This window comes from Streptomyces geranii (genome assembly GCF_002954775.1).
GTDB lineage: Bacteria > Actinomycetota > Actinomycetes > Streptomycetales > Streptomycetaceae > Streptomyces > Streptomyces geranii.
In genome coordinates this window covers 1-16,861 of the sequence record NZ_PJME01000091.1, presented here as the reverse complement: position 1 = coordinate 16,861, position 16,861 = coordinate 1, and the positions used below count along the sequence as shown (strand labels likewise).

Here is a 16,861-nt window from a genome sequence, read left to right as displayed (position 1 = left end):
CACCCTGGGGCCGCGACGGCGCCTCCGGAACCACCCGCTGGAACAGCTCCCACAACTCATCCGGCACCAGCCGCTCAACGATCCTCACCACGACCGCCAGCTTACCCAGCCAAATGAGATGACTTCTTAAGCCAAACCCATTTCCGGTACGGCCAGGGCCCTCCGGCCAGCGGTGGTGATGTCGTTATGGCTGTGGGTGTGGGTTGTTGCTCGTACGCGGTCCCGGTGGCTGGGGCCGCGAACGGCTATATCCGGTCGCGGGCAGGCCCGCACTGGGCCATCGTGAGAGCTGCTCCCGAGGAGTCTCGGGAGAGTGGGCCCGTCGGGGTGGGCAGCGCCGGCGGACGATGGGCAGGAGAACGATCACATGGCGGTGTTCTGGATCGGGCAACGCAGGTTTGCGACGAAGGGGGCGGCCCGCGCGGCAGTGCAGGAGGTACTGCACGGGTATCCGGTGGGGACCGTTCTGAGTGGCGAAGTTTTTGATCTGCTCCGAGACCTTCTCGACATGCACCCCGACGCGGAGGACAAGATAGGAGTGGGGGTGGCCGACATTCGGATTGCTCCGTCGCCCCACCCGAAATACAAGAAGTACCCCGCATTCGAGGTGGTCCGGACAGATGAGAGCACGATCGACTTCTCCTACAGGGACTGCATTGATCACCCGAGTCTCCGCTCGCAGGTCCACAACGTCATGCGGGTGGAGGTGGAGGACAAGACGACTGCATACTTCGAGTCGCGGCTCGCGGAAGAGACATTCGTGTCGGATGAGTCCGGAAGACCGCTGCAACTCAACGACACAGCCGTGAGTTACTTCCGCGGCCCGTCGTTCGCTCAGATCGCCGACGGGTTCGCTGCCACCGAAGGCGGGTGGGAAGTGATCGAGCTGACTCCGTCGACCCAGCAAGGGCTTGGGCAGTTCGCCGATCGCGACCAAGCCGGGCGCTGGCGCGCCCACTGGGAGGATCGCGCGATACTCGGACTGCTGACTACCTCGGAGAACCGGACGCGCCCGCGGTCCTGAGCGGCTGTCGGCGGCCTGAGAATTCCCCACGTACGGCCACTTGTGCCGTCACTCTCCGTCGACGTCCCGCGTGCTCGGGTTGCACGGTGTAGATCAGGCCAGGGGTGCTTTCTCGGCGGGGCCGCTGTCGACGCGGACGTCATCGCTGTCGGCAGCAGTACGATGACACGGTCGACGCGTGGCATTCGGCGCGTGGCCGTCCAAGGCTTGTCCGAGCGAGGGAAAGGGGTGATCACGCGATGAAGGCAGTGCGGTTCCACGAGTACGGCGGGATCGATGTGCTGCGGTGGCGGTGAGTGGCAGCCAGCTGTGTCGTACGCCCGGCTCGCAGACGAACACCCCGCCGTGCTCCGGGCGTTGAGGGAGATGCTGGTCAACTTCGGCGTGGCCTTATCAGTGAGTCCTGCTGCCAGATGTACGTGAGCGCGGTAGGCACCGGTCCTCCGGCAGATCGGTGTACGCGCAGCCAGGAGCCGCCCCGTGTGCAGCACGGATGTGGGACACGGGTGAAGTCCCGCAGCTGCCTCACGGGCTTGGGCGGGACGAACGAGGCCCTCACCATGCCGCGTTCGGCGAGCTTGGCCAGCCAGACCGCATCCAGCTTGTCGGTCTTCGGGCGCCCGGGGACGTTCTTCACATCCCGTGCGTTCACCAGCCAGCAGTCCAGGCCGCGGGCCTCCAGGAGGTAGAAGAACGGGCGCCAGTACGAGCCCGTGGCCTCCATCACCACCCGCTCGACACCTTGGCAGACCAGCTTGTCGCCGAGTTCCAGGATCGCGTTGGTCGTCGAGGCGACGTTCCAGACCTGCTGCATCCGCCGGCCGTCGATGGTGTCGTGCGGGACGCGCAGGCAGACCATCCCGGATGCCTTGGCGATATCGATCGCCGCGACCCTGGCGACCGTTCCGTCGTCGTGGTCTTCTCTCAATTCCTCCATGAGGTGCCCCCTGTCGTGCCGGTGCAGGCAGGGACTGCCCGGGGAGCCTGAGGGGTGACGGAGAAGCTGATCGGCGTGCTCAAGGCGACAGTGTGCGGCCCCTCGGACGGCTCCCTCACCAGACTCCTATGCGGGCTCACAGCCCAAACATCAAGCGGCGTCGGCGGACAGTCCCTGTACCGATTCTCACGCCCGCGAGGCGTCACCGCAGGTGAACGGTCGACTCCTATCGACATCGAAGAGCTCCAGCGAACGATCACGCGGCTCGAGCAGCGCAATCTCGAGCTGACCGAGACCCTGGAAGAGAGCCAGGCCGATCTGGCGGCGGCCGGGGAAGCCAACCGTGAGCTGACCCGGACCCTCAACCAGCGTGGAGAGCAGGCGGGACCAAGACAGGCCCGACCCTAGTGAGCAGTGTGCATCGTGAAGTTGCAGCTCAGCACGATGCCGGGCACGCCGCTGGCCTGTCACCACGGCTGATCGCCCGCGCTGCTGGCCAAGTCTCGGGCCTGCCGCTCGTAGTAGGCTTCTGCCTCGGCCGGTTCCACCGAGTCGCGGACCTCGCGCCCGTCCAGGGCGCTGAGCACCACCGCCCAGCGGGGTCCACCCGATTCACCACGAACGTCGGTTCGGCCGCCAGGTCACTTCTGCCCAGCCGTACCGGCCATAGAGGGTGAGGCGGCAGCTTCCCTCCTGCGCCGCTTCAGCAGTCACTCGGTAGGCCTTGCCCAGGGAAGGCAAGGGTTCACTGATCAAACGGCCGTCCGGAATGGAGTGCGCTCTGACCCAGCCGTCGGCGCTCACTGTGAAGGCTACGACTTCACCGGTGTCCAGAGCGGTCATGCTCACCGCCCGCAGCGTGGCCGAATCGGTCTGCAGTACACCCAGTCGCCCGCCGATACGGCCCGCCCTGTCGTTGAGGGAGGGGTCCCAGATCTCCGGACCGAGCAGGGCGTAGGTCCTGCCCCCAGGGGAGGATGCGGCCGCGATGCAGTGCCTGCCCCGCAACGAGTGACCCACGACCAGCTCCCGTGCCGGGTGGTTGTTACGCAGGTCGAAGACTGTCGCCCGGTCAGATTGATTCGTGATCACGGCAATAGGCGTGCCCTCGACGTCATGGGTGGCAGCGATGCAGTGCACGCTCCAGTCGTCCGTCGATCCCAAGGGCCAGGTGCTAGAGCCAATCTGACTGCCGTCCGACAGATCGAAGACGGCCACGTTAGCCCTCTGGTGCCCCACGATCCCGAGGACCTGTCCGTCGTGGGTGGTCAGGGTCTCGACACAGCCAATACCGTTCTTACTGCAGGGGTACAGATTCTTCAAGGGCTCGCGGCTGTCCAGGTCCCACAGCCACGCGCCGTCGGCGCCTACACTGAGTGCGACATTGCGGCCATTGGGAAGGACCGCGGTCTTCGCGTCAAGGGCGTAGAGGGAATCTCGTATGGTGCGTTGGTGTCGGAACGGGCTGCCGATCTCGTCTCCCGTTTCGTAATCCAGCACATGGACCACACCTGCGTCACCGGGTGACAGCATCACCTTTCGACCGCTGTTGAGCGTGCCCGAGCCGGTGGGGTTCGAGTGTCTGATGGCCTCACGGCGCTGCAGTCGGCTGTTCTCCACGTCGTGTAGGTAGCTGTGGTGCTGACGTTGGGTGATGGCCATGTGTCGTCCGTCGGCCAGTTGGAGGAATGGTCCGGCTCCGCCGACTGTGTCGGATCGTGACACCGCCCAGGCTCCAGCGAGATGTGTGACGGGTCGAAGACCGGGTGTGCCCGGGGGCCAGTCGAGCGTCGTGCCATCTGCTGCGTTGAGGATTTTCCATGCGTCATCTGCTACGACCAGCGCGTCCGTGCCGTCCGGCAGCGAGGCTGTGGCGGTTGCCTTCAGGATGTCGGCTGCGGGCGGCCGGTGCTCTTGCAGCCCGGTCAGCAAGTCCCAGGCATCGAGCCGGTCCGACGTCTTGTGCACCAGGAGGATTCGCCTGGCCTCGGCAGGGCCCAGGGTGGCGATACAGGCCCTCTCATCCAGGCGCTGGTCGTGGAGCAATGGTGGCAGGTTATGCACCAGGGCCCCGTCGCGCAGCGTACGAATGGACAGTCGGGGCCGGTGCTTTCCCTCCGCAGAAACCACCGCGAAGCATCGTGCGTCTGGCAGCGTGAATACGGCAATAACGCGTCCTTTGAAGGACACGCCGGTACTCTGTGCTTTCTCGATGTCCCAGACATGTGAGACGGCCATCTTCCGGTCGACCGTGGTCGTGACGGCCAAGGAAGCGCCGTCGGAGAGAGACACAACCGCTTCCACATCCCCTTTGATGGGCGTGGTCACGGCTGTCCGGGAGACAAGATCGACCAGGTTGACCACACCCGTGGCGTGCATGCGGTAAGGATTCTCCTGGACGACTACGATGACTCTGCCGTCGCTGAGTCTCACAGCACCGTGCACCCTTCCTTCGAGGGGCGCTCCGATAGGCTGTCCAGAGACGAGATCGAGTACTACTGTCTTACGGTCGTCGGTCTCGGTCACGGCGACAGTCCGGCCATCAGGGAGTTCGGCGGTGGCTCTGGTGGCCGATCCGATGGAAACGGCCGTCGTCGGCGCCCAGTTCGCCCACTCGGGGTGCCATTCGACTCCGGGCAGCGGCTCTGGCGCGGGTAGACCCAGTTCCGTCAGGCGCAGACCCAGTGCCATCGCGTTGACCGTCGGCTTGCCATGGCTCCAGACGAATGCCGCCCCGCGCGCAGCCCGCAGCAAGGTCGCTTCCCTGTGCGGCAGTGTGTCCTGCAGTCCATTGAGCTGCCACAACTGGGAGATATCTAGGTAGGGCAGCAGGTGCGGGTTGATCAACTGGTTGTCGAGCACGCCGCCGGCGTACGCGTGCACGGCCGCGTGTCGCCGTACGTATGCGGGTGGCGGAGTCGCGGCGGATAGGCTTTCCCCGGCGAGGCTTATCAAAGCCCGTGCAATCGAGGCCTGCTCGGCCTGAACGTGTTGTGCCGGCGGCGGGCTGCTTTCGTCGTCAAGGTTGTTCGCATCGGGCTCGGTCAGACGATGCCAGCTGTTTCTGAGCAGGTTGCGCAACGCATCGTGAAAGAGGCGGTAGACAGTGGTGCTGTCCTCCGTGTCGGTGACGAGATAGGCCCCCATGCGGGAATCCAGCAGCCAGGAGATATCGGCGTCGCCATAGCTGCGGGTGCCATCGTCCTGCACGCACGTCGCCATGCTGGGCCAAATACGGGCCCAGGGGATGCCCTTTCCGTTGGCCAGGCTGACGGCGTGCAGTAGGTGGACGGCACGTTCCCGGTCCTCCTCACTGGTGAGTGTCGCTCGCAGATCGTCTCGGAAGACGCCTGTGATGCCCTCATCGACCGCCCTGAGCCACCGAGGGTCGTCAGGATCGACCATCTGGTCGCGGCGGGCGAGAGACGAGGCTGCCAGACGTACGGTCAGGAAGGACTGCTCAGCGCGGTCGGCAAGGCGCTTACTGACGGTCGCGGTTGCCTCTGGGCACTGTGCGTAGGGAGAGCCGGGCGTGGACAGCAGCAGATTCTCGGCATACGAGGCAATGTCATCGGGACGCCACCAGGGCGCTTCGTCAACCCGCAGCCGCCTGGCTCCCAGAACCCGCTCCGCGTGGTCAGCCAGAGGGCGCACGCGGTCCGAGTCCGCTGTGGCGCCGCTGGCCTCCCGGCGAGGTGAGCGGACCCCGACCAGGAGACGGACCCAGGGCCGGGATGCGCCAGCCGCCAGTCGGGTCAGTACCTGATCCAGTACGTCGTGAGGACTGCTCGCCTCGTCCAGAGCATCCACTACAAGCGTTACTGCCGAACGGTGCAGTCGAAGCCAGGCGTGCCAGGTGTTGATCCACTCCGCTGTCGTCGCCACCGTCCGGCTGCTGACCGGTGCATCGATACCTAGCGCCAGGCAGATCTGAGCGGCTATTTCCACCGGGGTCTTGCCGGTGCAGACGACCGCGACATCGACGGAGTTCACTCCCGGGTCCAGGCCCGGGAGCACTGCCGCGATGCGGTCGTGATGTTCGGTCCGGAATTCAGGGTCGCTGAGCGTGGCCAGACGCGCCAGAACCGCTGACTTGCCGCTGCCGGCACAGCCGGTGACCAGGACGATGCCTGGACTGCCGGAGCAGACGCTGATCAACTCCCGCATGAGTGCTTCACGGCCCTCGAAGAACCAGCCTGGCTCCTCCTGTGTCGCCACGCCTCGTGACCGGGGACTCCAATGCTGGAGCAGATCCTCCTTGGGCAGAGCCATGTCACGCAGCGCCGGACGAAGGCTGACGCGCGTGCCAGGCACATAACAAGGATTGGGCAGGCATGGATGAGGACCGTTCTCCTGACTGCCCTGAAGCGGCACCAGGCGGCCCGCAGCCTTGCTGAGCCGACGCCGAACCTCACCGAGGAACATCTCCACACTCAGGTAGGGCACTTCCCGGCCGGCGTACTTGCGGCCTGAGGGCGACTCTAGATCGGCGAGGAATTCGGAGATGGCGTTAGTCAGTGCGCCGGGCAGCGCTTCCGTGTCCCGAGTAGCACTGGGCAGTACCAGCCAGGTCGGAGGGATGTCCGCTTCCCACTCGGTGATCTGGGCTGCCGTGGCACCGGCGAAGCACATGTCCAGGACGAGAAACAGATACTGGATGTCGGTGGCGGCCAGCCAAGAGAGCAAGTCCGCCGTGCGGAGCGCGGTCGCCGGAAGCCGTTTACCCGGCACCGTGGTCCTCAACACGGTCCAGTGCGTCAGTCCGCGCTCGCTCGTCGTGCCATGTCCGGTCACAAAGACAACCGCCGCGTCGGACTCGTTCCACGGCAGGCCGCCCTCCGGATTGAGGAGATCCTGGATCTCCCTGAGTGAGGGGTCATCGCAGAGTGAGGGGAAACGGGCAGTGAAACTCCGGTCCGGACCCAGCGCAGGATTGCACAGCCATTCACGTAACACGCGTACCTCATCCTGCACGGGCAGTGGTGGCCAGATTGGGTGCTCGTATGTGCCCGTGGCCAGCGCGACGAAATGTCGGCGCATCACTTCAGAGGCTTCCAGGTCGTCTGTCATACGTCGGCCCAGCCCGGCACGGCCGTGCGTACGGCCTCCCCGGTCTCCCGCTTGCCCAGATAGCGTGTGGCTGCATGAGGGTCGTTACCGTTGTCGACCCGCTGATCGACCACTCCTGGCCAGAAGGCTGCCAGGTTGCCGGCGCAGGCCACCGGATCGGACGGGTCCCGCAGATTCACCCACGAACCGACGTGGTTCGGAATGCGGCGAATGGCCCCGTACCGGGGGTTAGGCATCAAGGAACGCACCGTCCGCAGTCCGAGGGGCGATCCCAACGTAAGGAACAAATCCAGCCGGTGTCGCGGGTTCTGCCGTACATATTCGAACGCCACTACCGAACCCAGCGAGTGCCCGATCAGGACGCGACATCCCGTCGTACACCTCCTCACCCGCTGGTCCACTTCTTCCTTGATCTCCCGATCGATCAGGTACCGCCGGACCTGCCGCAGCTCACCCACAAGAAGCGCGCCAGCACGATGCCCCAGGTGACGGTCCAAGGCCGCCGCCACAGGAAGCAGCAACGGAGGCATCCTCGCCGCCGACTTGGTCTGCGTTTCCGGGAACAACAGGGGTTCATCCCGGGCCAGGATCTCCGAGGCGGCCGCCCGCAGCCATACCACTTCCGCGTCCGACAGTTCCTCATGAGCACCCGGCCCAGTTACAGAACTCTTCGACAACTCCCCTTCACTGTTCAAGAACAGGTCGCCGTAGAACGCGATGTCTAGCGCGGGCTCGTCGACAGCATCGCAGACAGCCCGCTCCAAACCATCCCGCAACGCCAATGACCAAGCACCACGCAACTGGTGGCGGCCAAGCTGCTGCTGACCGATGCCGTGAACCCCTACGAACACCTTGCCCCCCAGGTGGACGAAAAGCAGCAATGCGGCAGTCGGCAACGAACAGCCTGAATGGTCCTACCCGCACCAATTGGAGTCTGCTACACCTCACGCCTCCATGTCCGCCGTTCGACGAGACGCTCCGGCTGGCTGTGATCTCCGGTCGATCTGCCGCACGGCCCAATGGCATTCGACCTCTATGAGACGGGGCGCCGTTTACCGGATCGAGTGATAGCGCCACATCTGTTGCGCGCGGTAGCGTCCTTCACGCTGCTGCTGAGCTGCATTGATCCTCATCGGATCACGCTGCACGACGGTTGACCCCGCTAGAAGCGACGGTCTCACCGTTCTCGGCGTCCGGCTGCACCCTGACGGCGACCGTGTCGCCGTCCATGATGTGCGCCTTGATCATCGACTCGCCGCTGACCGGAAACCGACGAGTTCGCTGAATCTCGATGGGCATGGACTGGGAACCGGTGGCGATCCGCCCTCTATGGGCTTGTGTCTCACGTGGGTTCGATCGCAACGACTGCGTGAGGACTGGCCCCTCGGCCGCCTCCCGCACGCCCGTCCGTCTGTGCTCCGGAGCACCCTGCGAGATCACAACCGCGGCTGGAGAAAGGGGTTCTACTGGCACCCCTATCTATGCACCGGTCGCCCGCCGGATGCGGGGCGGTGATCACAGGCTAATTCAGCTGATACCTCAACAGACCGCAGCAGCTGTGTGCATGATGGGACGCCACGCCCTCTGGGGGTGTACGACGGTCAGTGGGTACCGGCCGGGATAGCGGAGGGCAGGGGGACGATGATGACGTGGGCCGAGGCCATGGCGTGCGGTGCGGGCGGTGGTCTGATCGCCGAGGCGGTCGTCACCTTCGGGCGATTACGTTCCTGGCAGCAAGCACGGCACGCACAGCGGGCGGTGGCGGGTGACCTCCCACCGATCGGGGTGTTCATCGACCCGCTGGCGGACGGACTCGCCGCTCTGTTCCGAGTCCTGCTGGGCGGCATGGCGGGCTGGCTGCTCCACACGGAGGTGACCGGCGTGTACGCGGCCGTGGCCGTGGGCGCGTCCGCGCCGGCGCTGCTCGCCCAACTGGGCCGGTCCACCACAGCCGACGGCGCTCTCCACAGCGCTCCTGGTGGCCAGGATCCGGGCGCTTCCCCGGCCTCGCCGGAACAGGGTCTTCCGCCGGTGTCCGAGGAGGCAACCCCGTGAACGCGAGCCCGCTCGCTCGGCGCTCCTGGCGGTCCTTCATCGGCGCACGGCCACCTGGCACGCCCCGAACGGTGGGCCGCGGCCGCGCAGGACACACCTTGTGGCAGCGGGTCCGGGCGTCGTTCCTCGGCTTCGACCTGCCGGTACGGCCCGCCCCGACTGCGGCGCCGCGAACGCCAGGCACCGTGCCTCGGCAGTCCACCGTGGGGGGATCCCGCAACCGGCAGCCAGACGTCCGCCCCGCCCTGGGGTGGTTCGAGCTGCCCGCGCTGTCGCCAGGCGGCGCCCTGACCGCCGCGGGCGGTGACGCGGTGGTGCTGGAGGCCGCCTCTCCCGACGGCCGGGTCGCTTTCCTGGTGCGGAGCACCGGCGAGGGCGAGCCCTCGTACAGCGTGGAGTTGGTTTCGCGCGGCGACGACGGCGCCTGGCCGCTGATGTGCCTGATCCGCTACGCCCGGCCAGACGGCCGCATGCGGGAGCTGCTCGTACCGGTGGTGCGGGGGCCGGTCGGACCTGCGGCGTCATACGTCCGGCTCCCGGAATTCTCCGTCGGAGCAGCCTGGACGGCTTCGGTTTCCCTTCCGGTGGGGCCGGAGTCCGACTGGGACACCGATACGGTGACCACCTCGATCGGGGCGGCCCTCAACGAAGCGACCCGCGAGGCCTGGCGGCGAGTGCGCGAACACGTTGGCGACGGCCTGCGCGGCGTCATCGACGGTGCGCTGCGGTGACGGCCACGGACGTGCCCGGGTCTACCGGGGAGGCAGCCGACGGTGAACGGTCGCCCCGGGGCCCAGCGGGGGCCCGGGCCGGACACTTCCCGGAGCGGGCCGCGCTCGAAGCCGTGCTGACGGGGGCGACGAGTTCGCAGGCCTCTGTGAAGGAACTGCTCGGCGAGCGGCAGCTGTGGTGGAAGTGCTGCGCAGAGGCGGTACGCGCCGACCCTGCATGGTTCGCGGGCGAACGTGCCGGAGAACTGGCCTCCTGGCTCGATGCGACGGCGCCGGACCGGGCGGGCGGCCCGGTGTCGTCCGCCCGTCAGACCTATCTGCTGGGCCGGGCTCTGAGTCCGCCGGGGGGCGGGGCGGAGGACCACGACGAGGACCTGGCCCGGCTGCGGGAGACCTGGCGGTGGAGCGGACTGCTCTCCCCCGACGCACTGCCCCGGCTCGGGCAGCCGTCGGGCGGTCAGAGCGGCGGCCTGCCGCAGGAGATCACGACCCGGCTGGACGACGTCCGTGAACGGATTGCGCGGCTGCGCCCGCACACCGAAGGCGGGGGGCCGGAGCCGAGCGGGCCCGGGAACGTGCTGGTGATCGGCGCGCTGCTGATGGCGGGCGCCGAGGTGCGCAAGCGGCCGGTCGTGCGTGTGCCGGTGGTGTTCGGACAGTCTGCGGACGGTCCCGACCGGGCTGCGCCGGAGCAGGGGGTCACCGGTGTTCTGGAGCTGCGCGAGTTCCCCGCAGGCCCGGCCGGGCTGTACCCCGATCCACGGGCGATGGCTGGGACGCACAGCCCGAACGGGCAGTTCGCCACAGCTGTGGGCCATGCGTGGCGGGCGGCGGGCGCCGGGCGCGAGGGCCGCTGCGTGCTGTGGCGCCTCGTCCTGTCCGACGATCCACTGCCGCCGCCACGGATCGAGGGCCCCTCTCTGGGTGTGGCCTTCGCCCTGGGCCTGCGCGAGTTACTGCGCCACCCGCGGTCTCGTCGGCCCAGCGGTGCCTGGATCCGAGGCGCTTTCTACGGGCTGAGGCCACGGACCGCGGTGACGGGGGCTCTGGGTGACGGCGAACACCTGCTGAAGATCAGCGGGATGGAGGTCAAGCTGCTGACAGCGCGCCGCAAGGGACTGCGCCTGGTGGCGCCCGAGGCGAACCGGGCGGACGTCGCCCACGCGCCCGAGCCGGGCGACGTGCGGTTCGCGGCGACCTTGAAGCAGGCCGACCGGTACGCCCGGCAGTTCCGCACCGGCTGGCTGGTGACAGCCCTGGCGTTGGTCGCCGCGGCCTCGCTGTCGGGGCTGGCTGTCTACTACCACTACGCCGAGGCGAAGACCCGGCTGGAGAACGCCCACCGCCTCGCCGACGTGTCCCAGAGCCTGATCTCCAGCGATGTCGGGCTCGCAGAGCTGTTCGCAGTGCAGGCCTACCGTCAGCACGCCGACGCGCTCACCCGCCATGCACTCTTCCAGGCGGTCACCGCCAGCCCGCACCTGGTCGGCAGTGTTCGGGCCAGCGGGACGGTTTCTGCGCTGGCGACTACGCCGAACGGCGGTGCCCTGCTCGCGGGGACCCAGGGCGGTGAAGTCGAGCGGTGGACGGTCACCGCAACTACAGCGAGCCGCAGGAAACAGGTCGGCCGCATATCCGGGCAGGTCACCGCAGTGGCGTCGGATGCCTCTGGGAACGTCGTCGCGGCGATCGGCCACGACTCGGTCGGTGTCTGGAAGGACGACGCCCCGGCCCCAACCCCGGTCCTCCCCGCAAGACAGCAGCCCACCGCCGTGGGGGTCTCCCCATCGGGACGCTTCGTCGTCGTGACGACGACCACCGGGTCCTTCGACGTCCCGCCCACGGCGTGGGTGCTGGACAGGTCCACGGGAGCTACCGGCCGCCTCGACCTCGCGGACATGGACTACTCGGCACCGGATGCCATCGCCTTCTCCGATGACTCGCACCTGATGCTGTTCGACGGTGGCGGCACGTGGGAGGAGCTCACCGTGCCGGGCCCGGTGCGCACCCGCGGGAGCACAATGAACTTCGGCAACCAAAACTACGCCTCCGCGCTCGCCCCGGACGGCAGCCACCTCACCTACAGCACCGGGGCCAGCTTCTCGCCAGTCTGGGTGTCAGAGGGCTCCCCGGATATCGAAAAACCGCCGCTGCGGGCACGGTTCCCGGAAGGCGTCCCCGCAGCCCTGGCGCTCAGCCGCGGCGGCACTCGGGCAGCCGCAGCCCTCGGTGCCACGCTATACGTGTCACGGACCAGCACGCCGGACCAGCCGCCGTCCGAGCCCCTCGTCCTGCCCGGAGCCGGCACGGTCCCCGCCGGCGGGCTCGCCTTCCTCGGCCCGAGCGGCCACAAGCTCGTCTCCGCCGCCGGGGACCTGCTGACCCTGTGGGACCTCGACCGGCTGTCGAGGATCGCAACGCAGACGACAGTTGTCGCCGAGCCCGGCTGCAACGCATGTTTGGGACCGCGCCTCGCCCTCACCCCTGACGGCCGTACGGCGGCGGTTCTGAGCGGCAACGGAGTCACCCTCGACGTACGGAGCCTCGATCCGGCGGACGCCGGCCGGCCGTCTGCGGTCCGACCGCAATCGCTGGACAAGGAGTACGGGGCGGTGGTTTGGAATGCCGACGGATCGCGGGTCATCACGGTGTCGGAGGACGGGAGCGCCCTGATCTTCGACCCCAGCAACGAGATGCGCGTGACGGGCAGATGGCGGGCTCTGCCCAACCCGCTCCAGCTCGACGATGTACCGGCCCTGCTCCAGTTCCTTCCGGGCGGCCGGGAAGTGGCCCAGCTGGACGCCTCCGGCACGATCCGCATCAGAGAACCGGCCACCGGCCGCGTACTGCGCCAGACAGCCGGACCGCGCGACATGTCCCCGACCGTGAACGGGACCTATGCAGGCCACCAGGGGGAGGCGGCCCTGGACCGGCTGGCCGCCCACGCCGCCTTGGTCAAGTACGACGACGCGAGCAGCCACCGCGAGATCCGGGTCGTCGATGCCGCCACGGGCAGCTACCACGTGATCGACGCAACGGGCTTCCAGGGCCTCGGGTACGCAGATGACCAGTTGCTCGTCCAACGAACGTCCGGGGACCTGGAAGTCTGGTCCCCGGATGGGGCCCGGCGTCTGGGGACGCTCGAGGGCACGCCCGGATCATCCGTCGGACCTGTCGTCGGCAAAGGGCTCATCGCCGCGATCCCGGGCAACGAGAACACCGTCCAGCTCCTTGACCGGCCATCGGGCGACGTGCTCGGCTCTCTGCCCATCCCTGCGGGCCCGAAGTCCATATCCACCGGTCTGGCCTTCTCCGTGGACGGCACCCGTCTGGTCTCGGCGACCGAGTTCCGCAGGGCGGAGGGCGACGCCGACACCGTCGAAGGTATGGGCACTCTGATCAGCTGGCGACTCGACCCGAACTCGTGGATCGGCGCCGCCTGCAGCTCGGCCGGACGGGAGCTGACCCCAGCCCTCTGGAAGCAGTACCTGGGCTCCGACGCCCCGTCGAGTCTGCGCTGCGCACCATGACGCCCGCCGGCCGGCGGAACGAAGGACCGATGAGGAACATGAGCCCACGCTCCGACCCCCGTCGCGACCCGGCAGGGACAGCGGCCCGCCCCCGGCACTGGGCCGTCGCCTGCGCCGCCCTGCTGGTACTGGCATTGTCCGCGGCGGACGGCCGGGACGCGAACGGCCCCGCCGACAGCCCGGTCCCCGGCATGTCTGCCGGAGCCCTGCGGCAGGGCGCAGACAGCGTCATCACACTGCCCGGCAACTCCGGCGCCGCATCACTGGCCCTCGCACCCGACGGGACACTCTGGGTCGCAGAGACGGATGTCGGCGGTGTCGCCAGGATCGACCCTTCGGGGACCATCACCCAGCACCGGCTCTCCGAACGGTGGTCAGGCGAAATCTCCGGCATCGCACGCGCCGGGGATGGAACGGTCTGGTTCACCACAATCATGCAAATCGGGCGAATGCACCCAGACGGAAGGATCACCCGCGCAGACTTCGACTACGTGGAGCTCCCGGAAGGGATCACCGTGGGCCCCGACGGAGCGGCCTGGTTCACCACCACCTTGGATCCTGCGATCGGCCGCGCCGACGCGACGACGGGGCAGCCGTCCATTATGGCTGTACTGCCCAGCACGATCGACCTTCCCGCCGACAGCATCACGACCGGACCGGACCAGGCCGTGTGGTTCTCGCAGGTCGCCAAGGAGCCGGGCGGCTCTGACGGCATCGGACGCGTGAGCATCGAAGGGACGTATACGAGCTGGCCGCTACCGCCAGGCACAGCACCGCGCAACATCACCGCCGGGCCCGACGGGGCGATGTGGTTCACGCAGCGCGGCGGCATCGGGCGCATCACCGTCCGCGGCGAGGTCTCATCCTTCCCCGTACCGCAGGCCGAGCGCCCGAACTTCGTCGCCGCGGGCCCAGAGGGCGCGGTCTGGTTCACCACGGCCACCAAGGTCGGGCGGCTCGCGCTGTCGGGCAAGGTCACCCTGTGGTCCGTGCCGGGCGCGGTGCAGCTGAGTGCTCTCGTCGCCGTTCCGGGCGGAGGGTTCTGGCTCGCGGACAGCAAAGCGGACGTGGTCCGCCGCTTCTCGCCACCGCGTTGAACCACCGAGCGCCCGGTCGCGGCTTGCTACTGCCCCGGCCAGCATTTGCCCAGGGGCACTCGGGCCACAGGCTGCCCGCCGAGGATCTCAACTGACCGATCAGACCCGGTGGCTCTGTCGGTGAGTCGTAGTGTCGTTTGTCGTTGAGCGCGGATGTCACCGTTGTTCCGGCAAAAGCGATGTCGCTGTGTTTTAGGGGCAGTTAGGGCCTTGTGGTGGGACGATGGTTGTGCTTCTCCCGCTGGGGGCACCGATGCGCCTGTCGAAATCCAAGGCTGATCTGTACGCGGCGATCCGCCGGGACCACCGCGCCGGGATGTCGATGCGCGCTCTGCAGCGCAAGTACGGGGTCACCTGGCAGACGGTCCGCAAGGCACTGGACCTGGTCTGGCCCGAGCCGCGCAAGAAACTGCCCCCGCGTCCGACCAGGTTGGATCCCTACAAGCCGCTGATCGACGAGATGCTCCGCAGAGATCTGGATGCGCCGCCGAAGCAGCGGCACATCTCCAAGCGGGTTTTCGACCGGCTGCTGGACGAGTACACGGCGACGGGGATCTCGTATCAGATGGTCCGCGGCTACATCGCCACGCGTCGTGGGGAGATCCGGCAGGAAGCGGGACGGGGGCCGTCGGAGGTGTTCGTGCCGCAGACCCATCTGCCGGGCACCGAGGCAGAAGTGGACTTCGGGGACGTGCACATCGTGCTCGCCGGGGTGGTGACCCGCTGCTATCTGTTCTCCTTCCGGCTGTCGTACTCGGGCAAGGCGGTCCACCGGGTCTTCGCGTCCTGCGGCCAGGAGGCGTTCTTCGAGGGGCACGTTCACGCGCTGTCCGTGCTGGGCGGCGCCCCTCGCGGCAAGGTCCGCTACGACAACCTGAAGGCCGCGGTCGCCAAGGTGCTCGGGTTCGCCCGGCACCGCCAGGAGAGCGAGCGGTGGACCGCGTTTCGGACGCACTGGGGCATCGAGAGCTTCTACTGCAGGCCAGGACTCGAAGGTGCCCACGAGAAGGGCGGCGTCGAGGGGCAGATCGGGTACTTCCGGCGCAACCATTTCGTCCCCGTTCCCGAGGTCGCCTCGCTGGCCGAGCTCAACGAAATGGTCGACCAGTGGGACCTTCAGGACGAGGGCCGCAGGATCCGCTCGCGGGCGAGGACGGTGGGCGAGTACTTCGCCGTCGAGGCGCCGTTGCTCAAGCCGTTGCCGACCGAGCTGTTCGAGACGGGCCGGCTCTTCACGCCGCGGGTCGACCGCTACAGCCAGATCGCCGTGCAGACCAACCGCTACTCGGTTCCGGTCCGGCTGATCGGCCGGACGGTGCGGGTGATGCTGCACGCCAACCACCTCATCGTCTACGACCGGGGCCAGGAGGTCGCCCGCCATGAGCGGCTGAGCACGAAGGCCGGCTCGCGCCTGGAGCTGGACCACTATCTGGAGGCGCTGATCCGCAAGCCCGGTGCCTTCCCCGGCGCCACTGCGCTCGAACAGGCCAAGTCCGCAGGCAAGTTCACGCCGGTCCATGACAAGTGGTGGACGGCCGCCCGGGCGGCCCACGGCGACAAGGACGGCACCAAGGCTCTGATCGAGGTCCTGCTGCTGGGCCGGCACATGAGCCACGAACACATCGTCGCCGGACTGGCGACGGCCTTGCGGGCCGGCGCTCTGACCGCGGACGCGGTCGCCCTGGAGGCCCGCAAGGCCGCTGAAGCCGACGAACTGGCGGCCTCCGCTCCCGCCCACGTTTCCTTGCCCCAGCCGCCTGGGCGGCAGCGGGCGACGGTCACCTTCCTGTCCGACTGGCGGATGTCCCATCTGCCGGCCGACACCCGGCCGCTGCCCTCGGTGGCCCCCTACGACCAGCTGTTACGACACCGCCGCCCAGGCGGTGCCCCTGCCACCGAGGGAGAAGCGACGTGAGTGCCCAACGTCATCACGGCCTGACCGAACAAGCCGCCGACACCGCCATCGACCAGGCATGCCGGATGCTGCGGCTGCCCACCATCCGGGGCCAGTTCCCCGACCTCGCCGAGGCCGCGAAGCGCGATCAGATGTCTTACAAGGGCTTCCTCGCCGAACTGCTGCTTGCCGAGTGCGACGACCGGGCCCGCCGCCGCTCGGAACGGCGCATCAAGGCCGCCGCGTTCCCGCGCGAGAAGTCACTGCGGGCGTTCGATTTCGACGCCAACCCCAACGTCGACGCCGCCACGATCAACACCCTCGCGACCTGCGAGTGGGTCAGGAAGGGACAGCCCCTCTGCCTGATCGGCGACTCGGGCACCGGGAAGTCCCACTTGCTGATTGCACTGGGCACGGAGGCCGCGATGAAGGGCTACCGCGTCCGCTACACCCTCGCCACGAAACTGGTGAACGAGCTCGTCGAGGCAGCCGACGAGCGACTGCTGACCAAGACGATCGCCCG

General features: G+C 67.9%; 12 protein-coding genes. 8 read left to right on the top strand and 4 right to left on the bottom strand.

Going from position 1 to position 16,861, the window contains the following annotated elements; translation table 11 throughout:
• The first annotated feature begins 367 nt into the window (after nt 1–367).
• Nucleotides 368–1,024, top strand: coding sequence for a DCL family protein (locus CW359_RS44200; RefSeq protein ID WP_105975920.1), 657 nt, complete (start codon nt 368–370; stop codon nt 1,022–1,024).
• Between the two features lie 373 nt (nt 1,025–1,397).
• Here CW359_RS44200 and CW359_RS47035 read toward each other — a convergent pair whose 3' ends face one another.
• Nucleotides 1,398–1,961, bottom strand: a complete 564-nt coding sequence (locus tag CW359_RS47035; protein WP_198655616.1) for an IS110 family transposase — start codon at nt 1,959–1,961, stop codon at nt 1,398–1,400.
• Between the two features lie 54 nt (nt 1,962–2,015).
• Between CW359_RS47035 and CW359_RS47030 the strand changes: the two genes are divergently transcribed.
• Nucleotides 2,016–2,369 carry a hypothetical protein gene (locus CW359_RS47030; protein ID WP_232838878.1) on the top strand — a complete coding sequence of 118 codons (354 nt, stop codon included), beginning with the start codon at nt 2,016–2,018 and terminating at the stop codon, nt 2,367–2,369.
• A gap of 204 nt (nt 2,370–2,573) precedes the next feature.
• Here CW359_RS47030 and CW359_RS44185 read toward each other — a convergent pair whose 3' ends face one another.
• The 3 genes from CW359_RS44185 to CW359_RS47025 form a co-directional block, all read right to left on the bottom strand.
• On the bottom strand, nt 2,574–7,031 hold the full coding sequence (locus tag CW359_RS44185; RefSeq protein ID WP_107503128.1) for an AAA family ATPase: 4,458 nt from the start codon (nt 7,029–7,031) through the stop codon (nt 2,574–2,576).
• The gene (locus tag CW359_RS44180; RefSeq protein WP_105975915.1) at nt 7,028–7,912 is read right to left on the bottom strand and encodes a hypothetical protein; all 885 of its coding nucleotides are present in this window, start codon (nt 7,910–7,912) and stop codon (nt 7,028–7,030) included. Before CW359_RS44180 ends, CW359_RS44185 begins: the two co-directional genes overlap by 4 nt.
• Nucleotides 7,913–8,168: 256 nt before the next feature.
• Nucleotides 8,169–8,330: a LexA family protein gene (locus CW359_RS47025; RefSeq protein WP_232838877.1), complete on the bottom strand. Its 162-nt coding sequence runs from the start codon at nt 8,328–8,330 to the stop codon at nt 8,169–8,171.
• Between the two features lie 342 nt (nt 8,331–8,672).
• Here CW359_RS47025 and CW359_RS44170 point away from each other — a divergent pair, with 342 nt between their 5' ends.
• From CW359_RS44170 to CW359_RS44145, 6 genes are all read left to right on the top strand, one after another.
• Nucleotides 8,673–9,086, top strand: coding sequence for a hypothetical protein (locus tag CW359_RS44170; protein WP_105975914.1), 414 nt, complete (start codon nt 8,673–8,675; stop codon nt 9,084–9,086).
• A complete protein-coding gene (locus CW359_RS47020; protein ID WP_232838876.1) occupies nt 9,083–9,817 on the top strand; it encodes a hypothetical protein in 735 nt (244 codons plus the stop codon). The genes CW359_RS44170 and CW359_RS47020 overlap by 4 nt, the downstream gene beginning before the upstream one ends.
• On the top strand, nt 9,814–13,347 hold the full coding sequence (locus CW359_RS44160) for a WD40 repeat domain-containing protein (RefSeq protein ID WP_232838875.1): 3,534 nt from the start codon (nt 9,814–9,816) through the stop codon (nt 13,345–13,347). Before CW359_RS47020 ends, CW359_RS44160 begins: the two co-directional genes overlap by 4 nt.
• A 38-nt stretch (nt 13,348–13,385) precedes the next feature.
• Complete coding sequence (locus tag CW359_RS44155) at nt 13,386–14,444, top strand: Vgb family protein (protein WP_105975912.1); 1,059 nt, start codon at nt 13,386–13,388, stop codon at nt 14,442–14,444.
• Between the two features lie 253 nt (nt 14,445–14,697).
• Entirely contained in the window at nt 14,698–16,359 is a 1,662-nt protein-coding gene (gene istA / locus CW359_RS44150; RefSeq protein WP_105975917.1) for an IS21 family transposase, read from the top strand.
• On the top strand, nt 16,356–16,861 hold a 506-nt coding region (locus tag CW359_RS44145; protein ID WP_198655615.1), incomplete at its 3' end, for an ATP-binding protein. The genes istA and CW359_RS44145, both read left to right, overlap by 4 nt.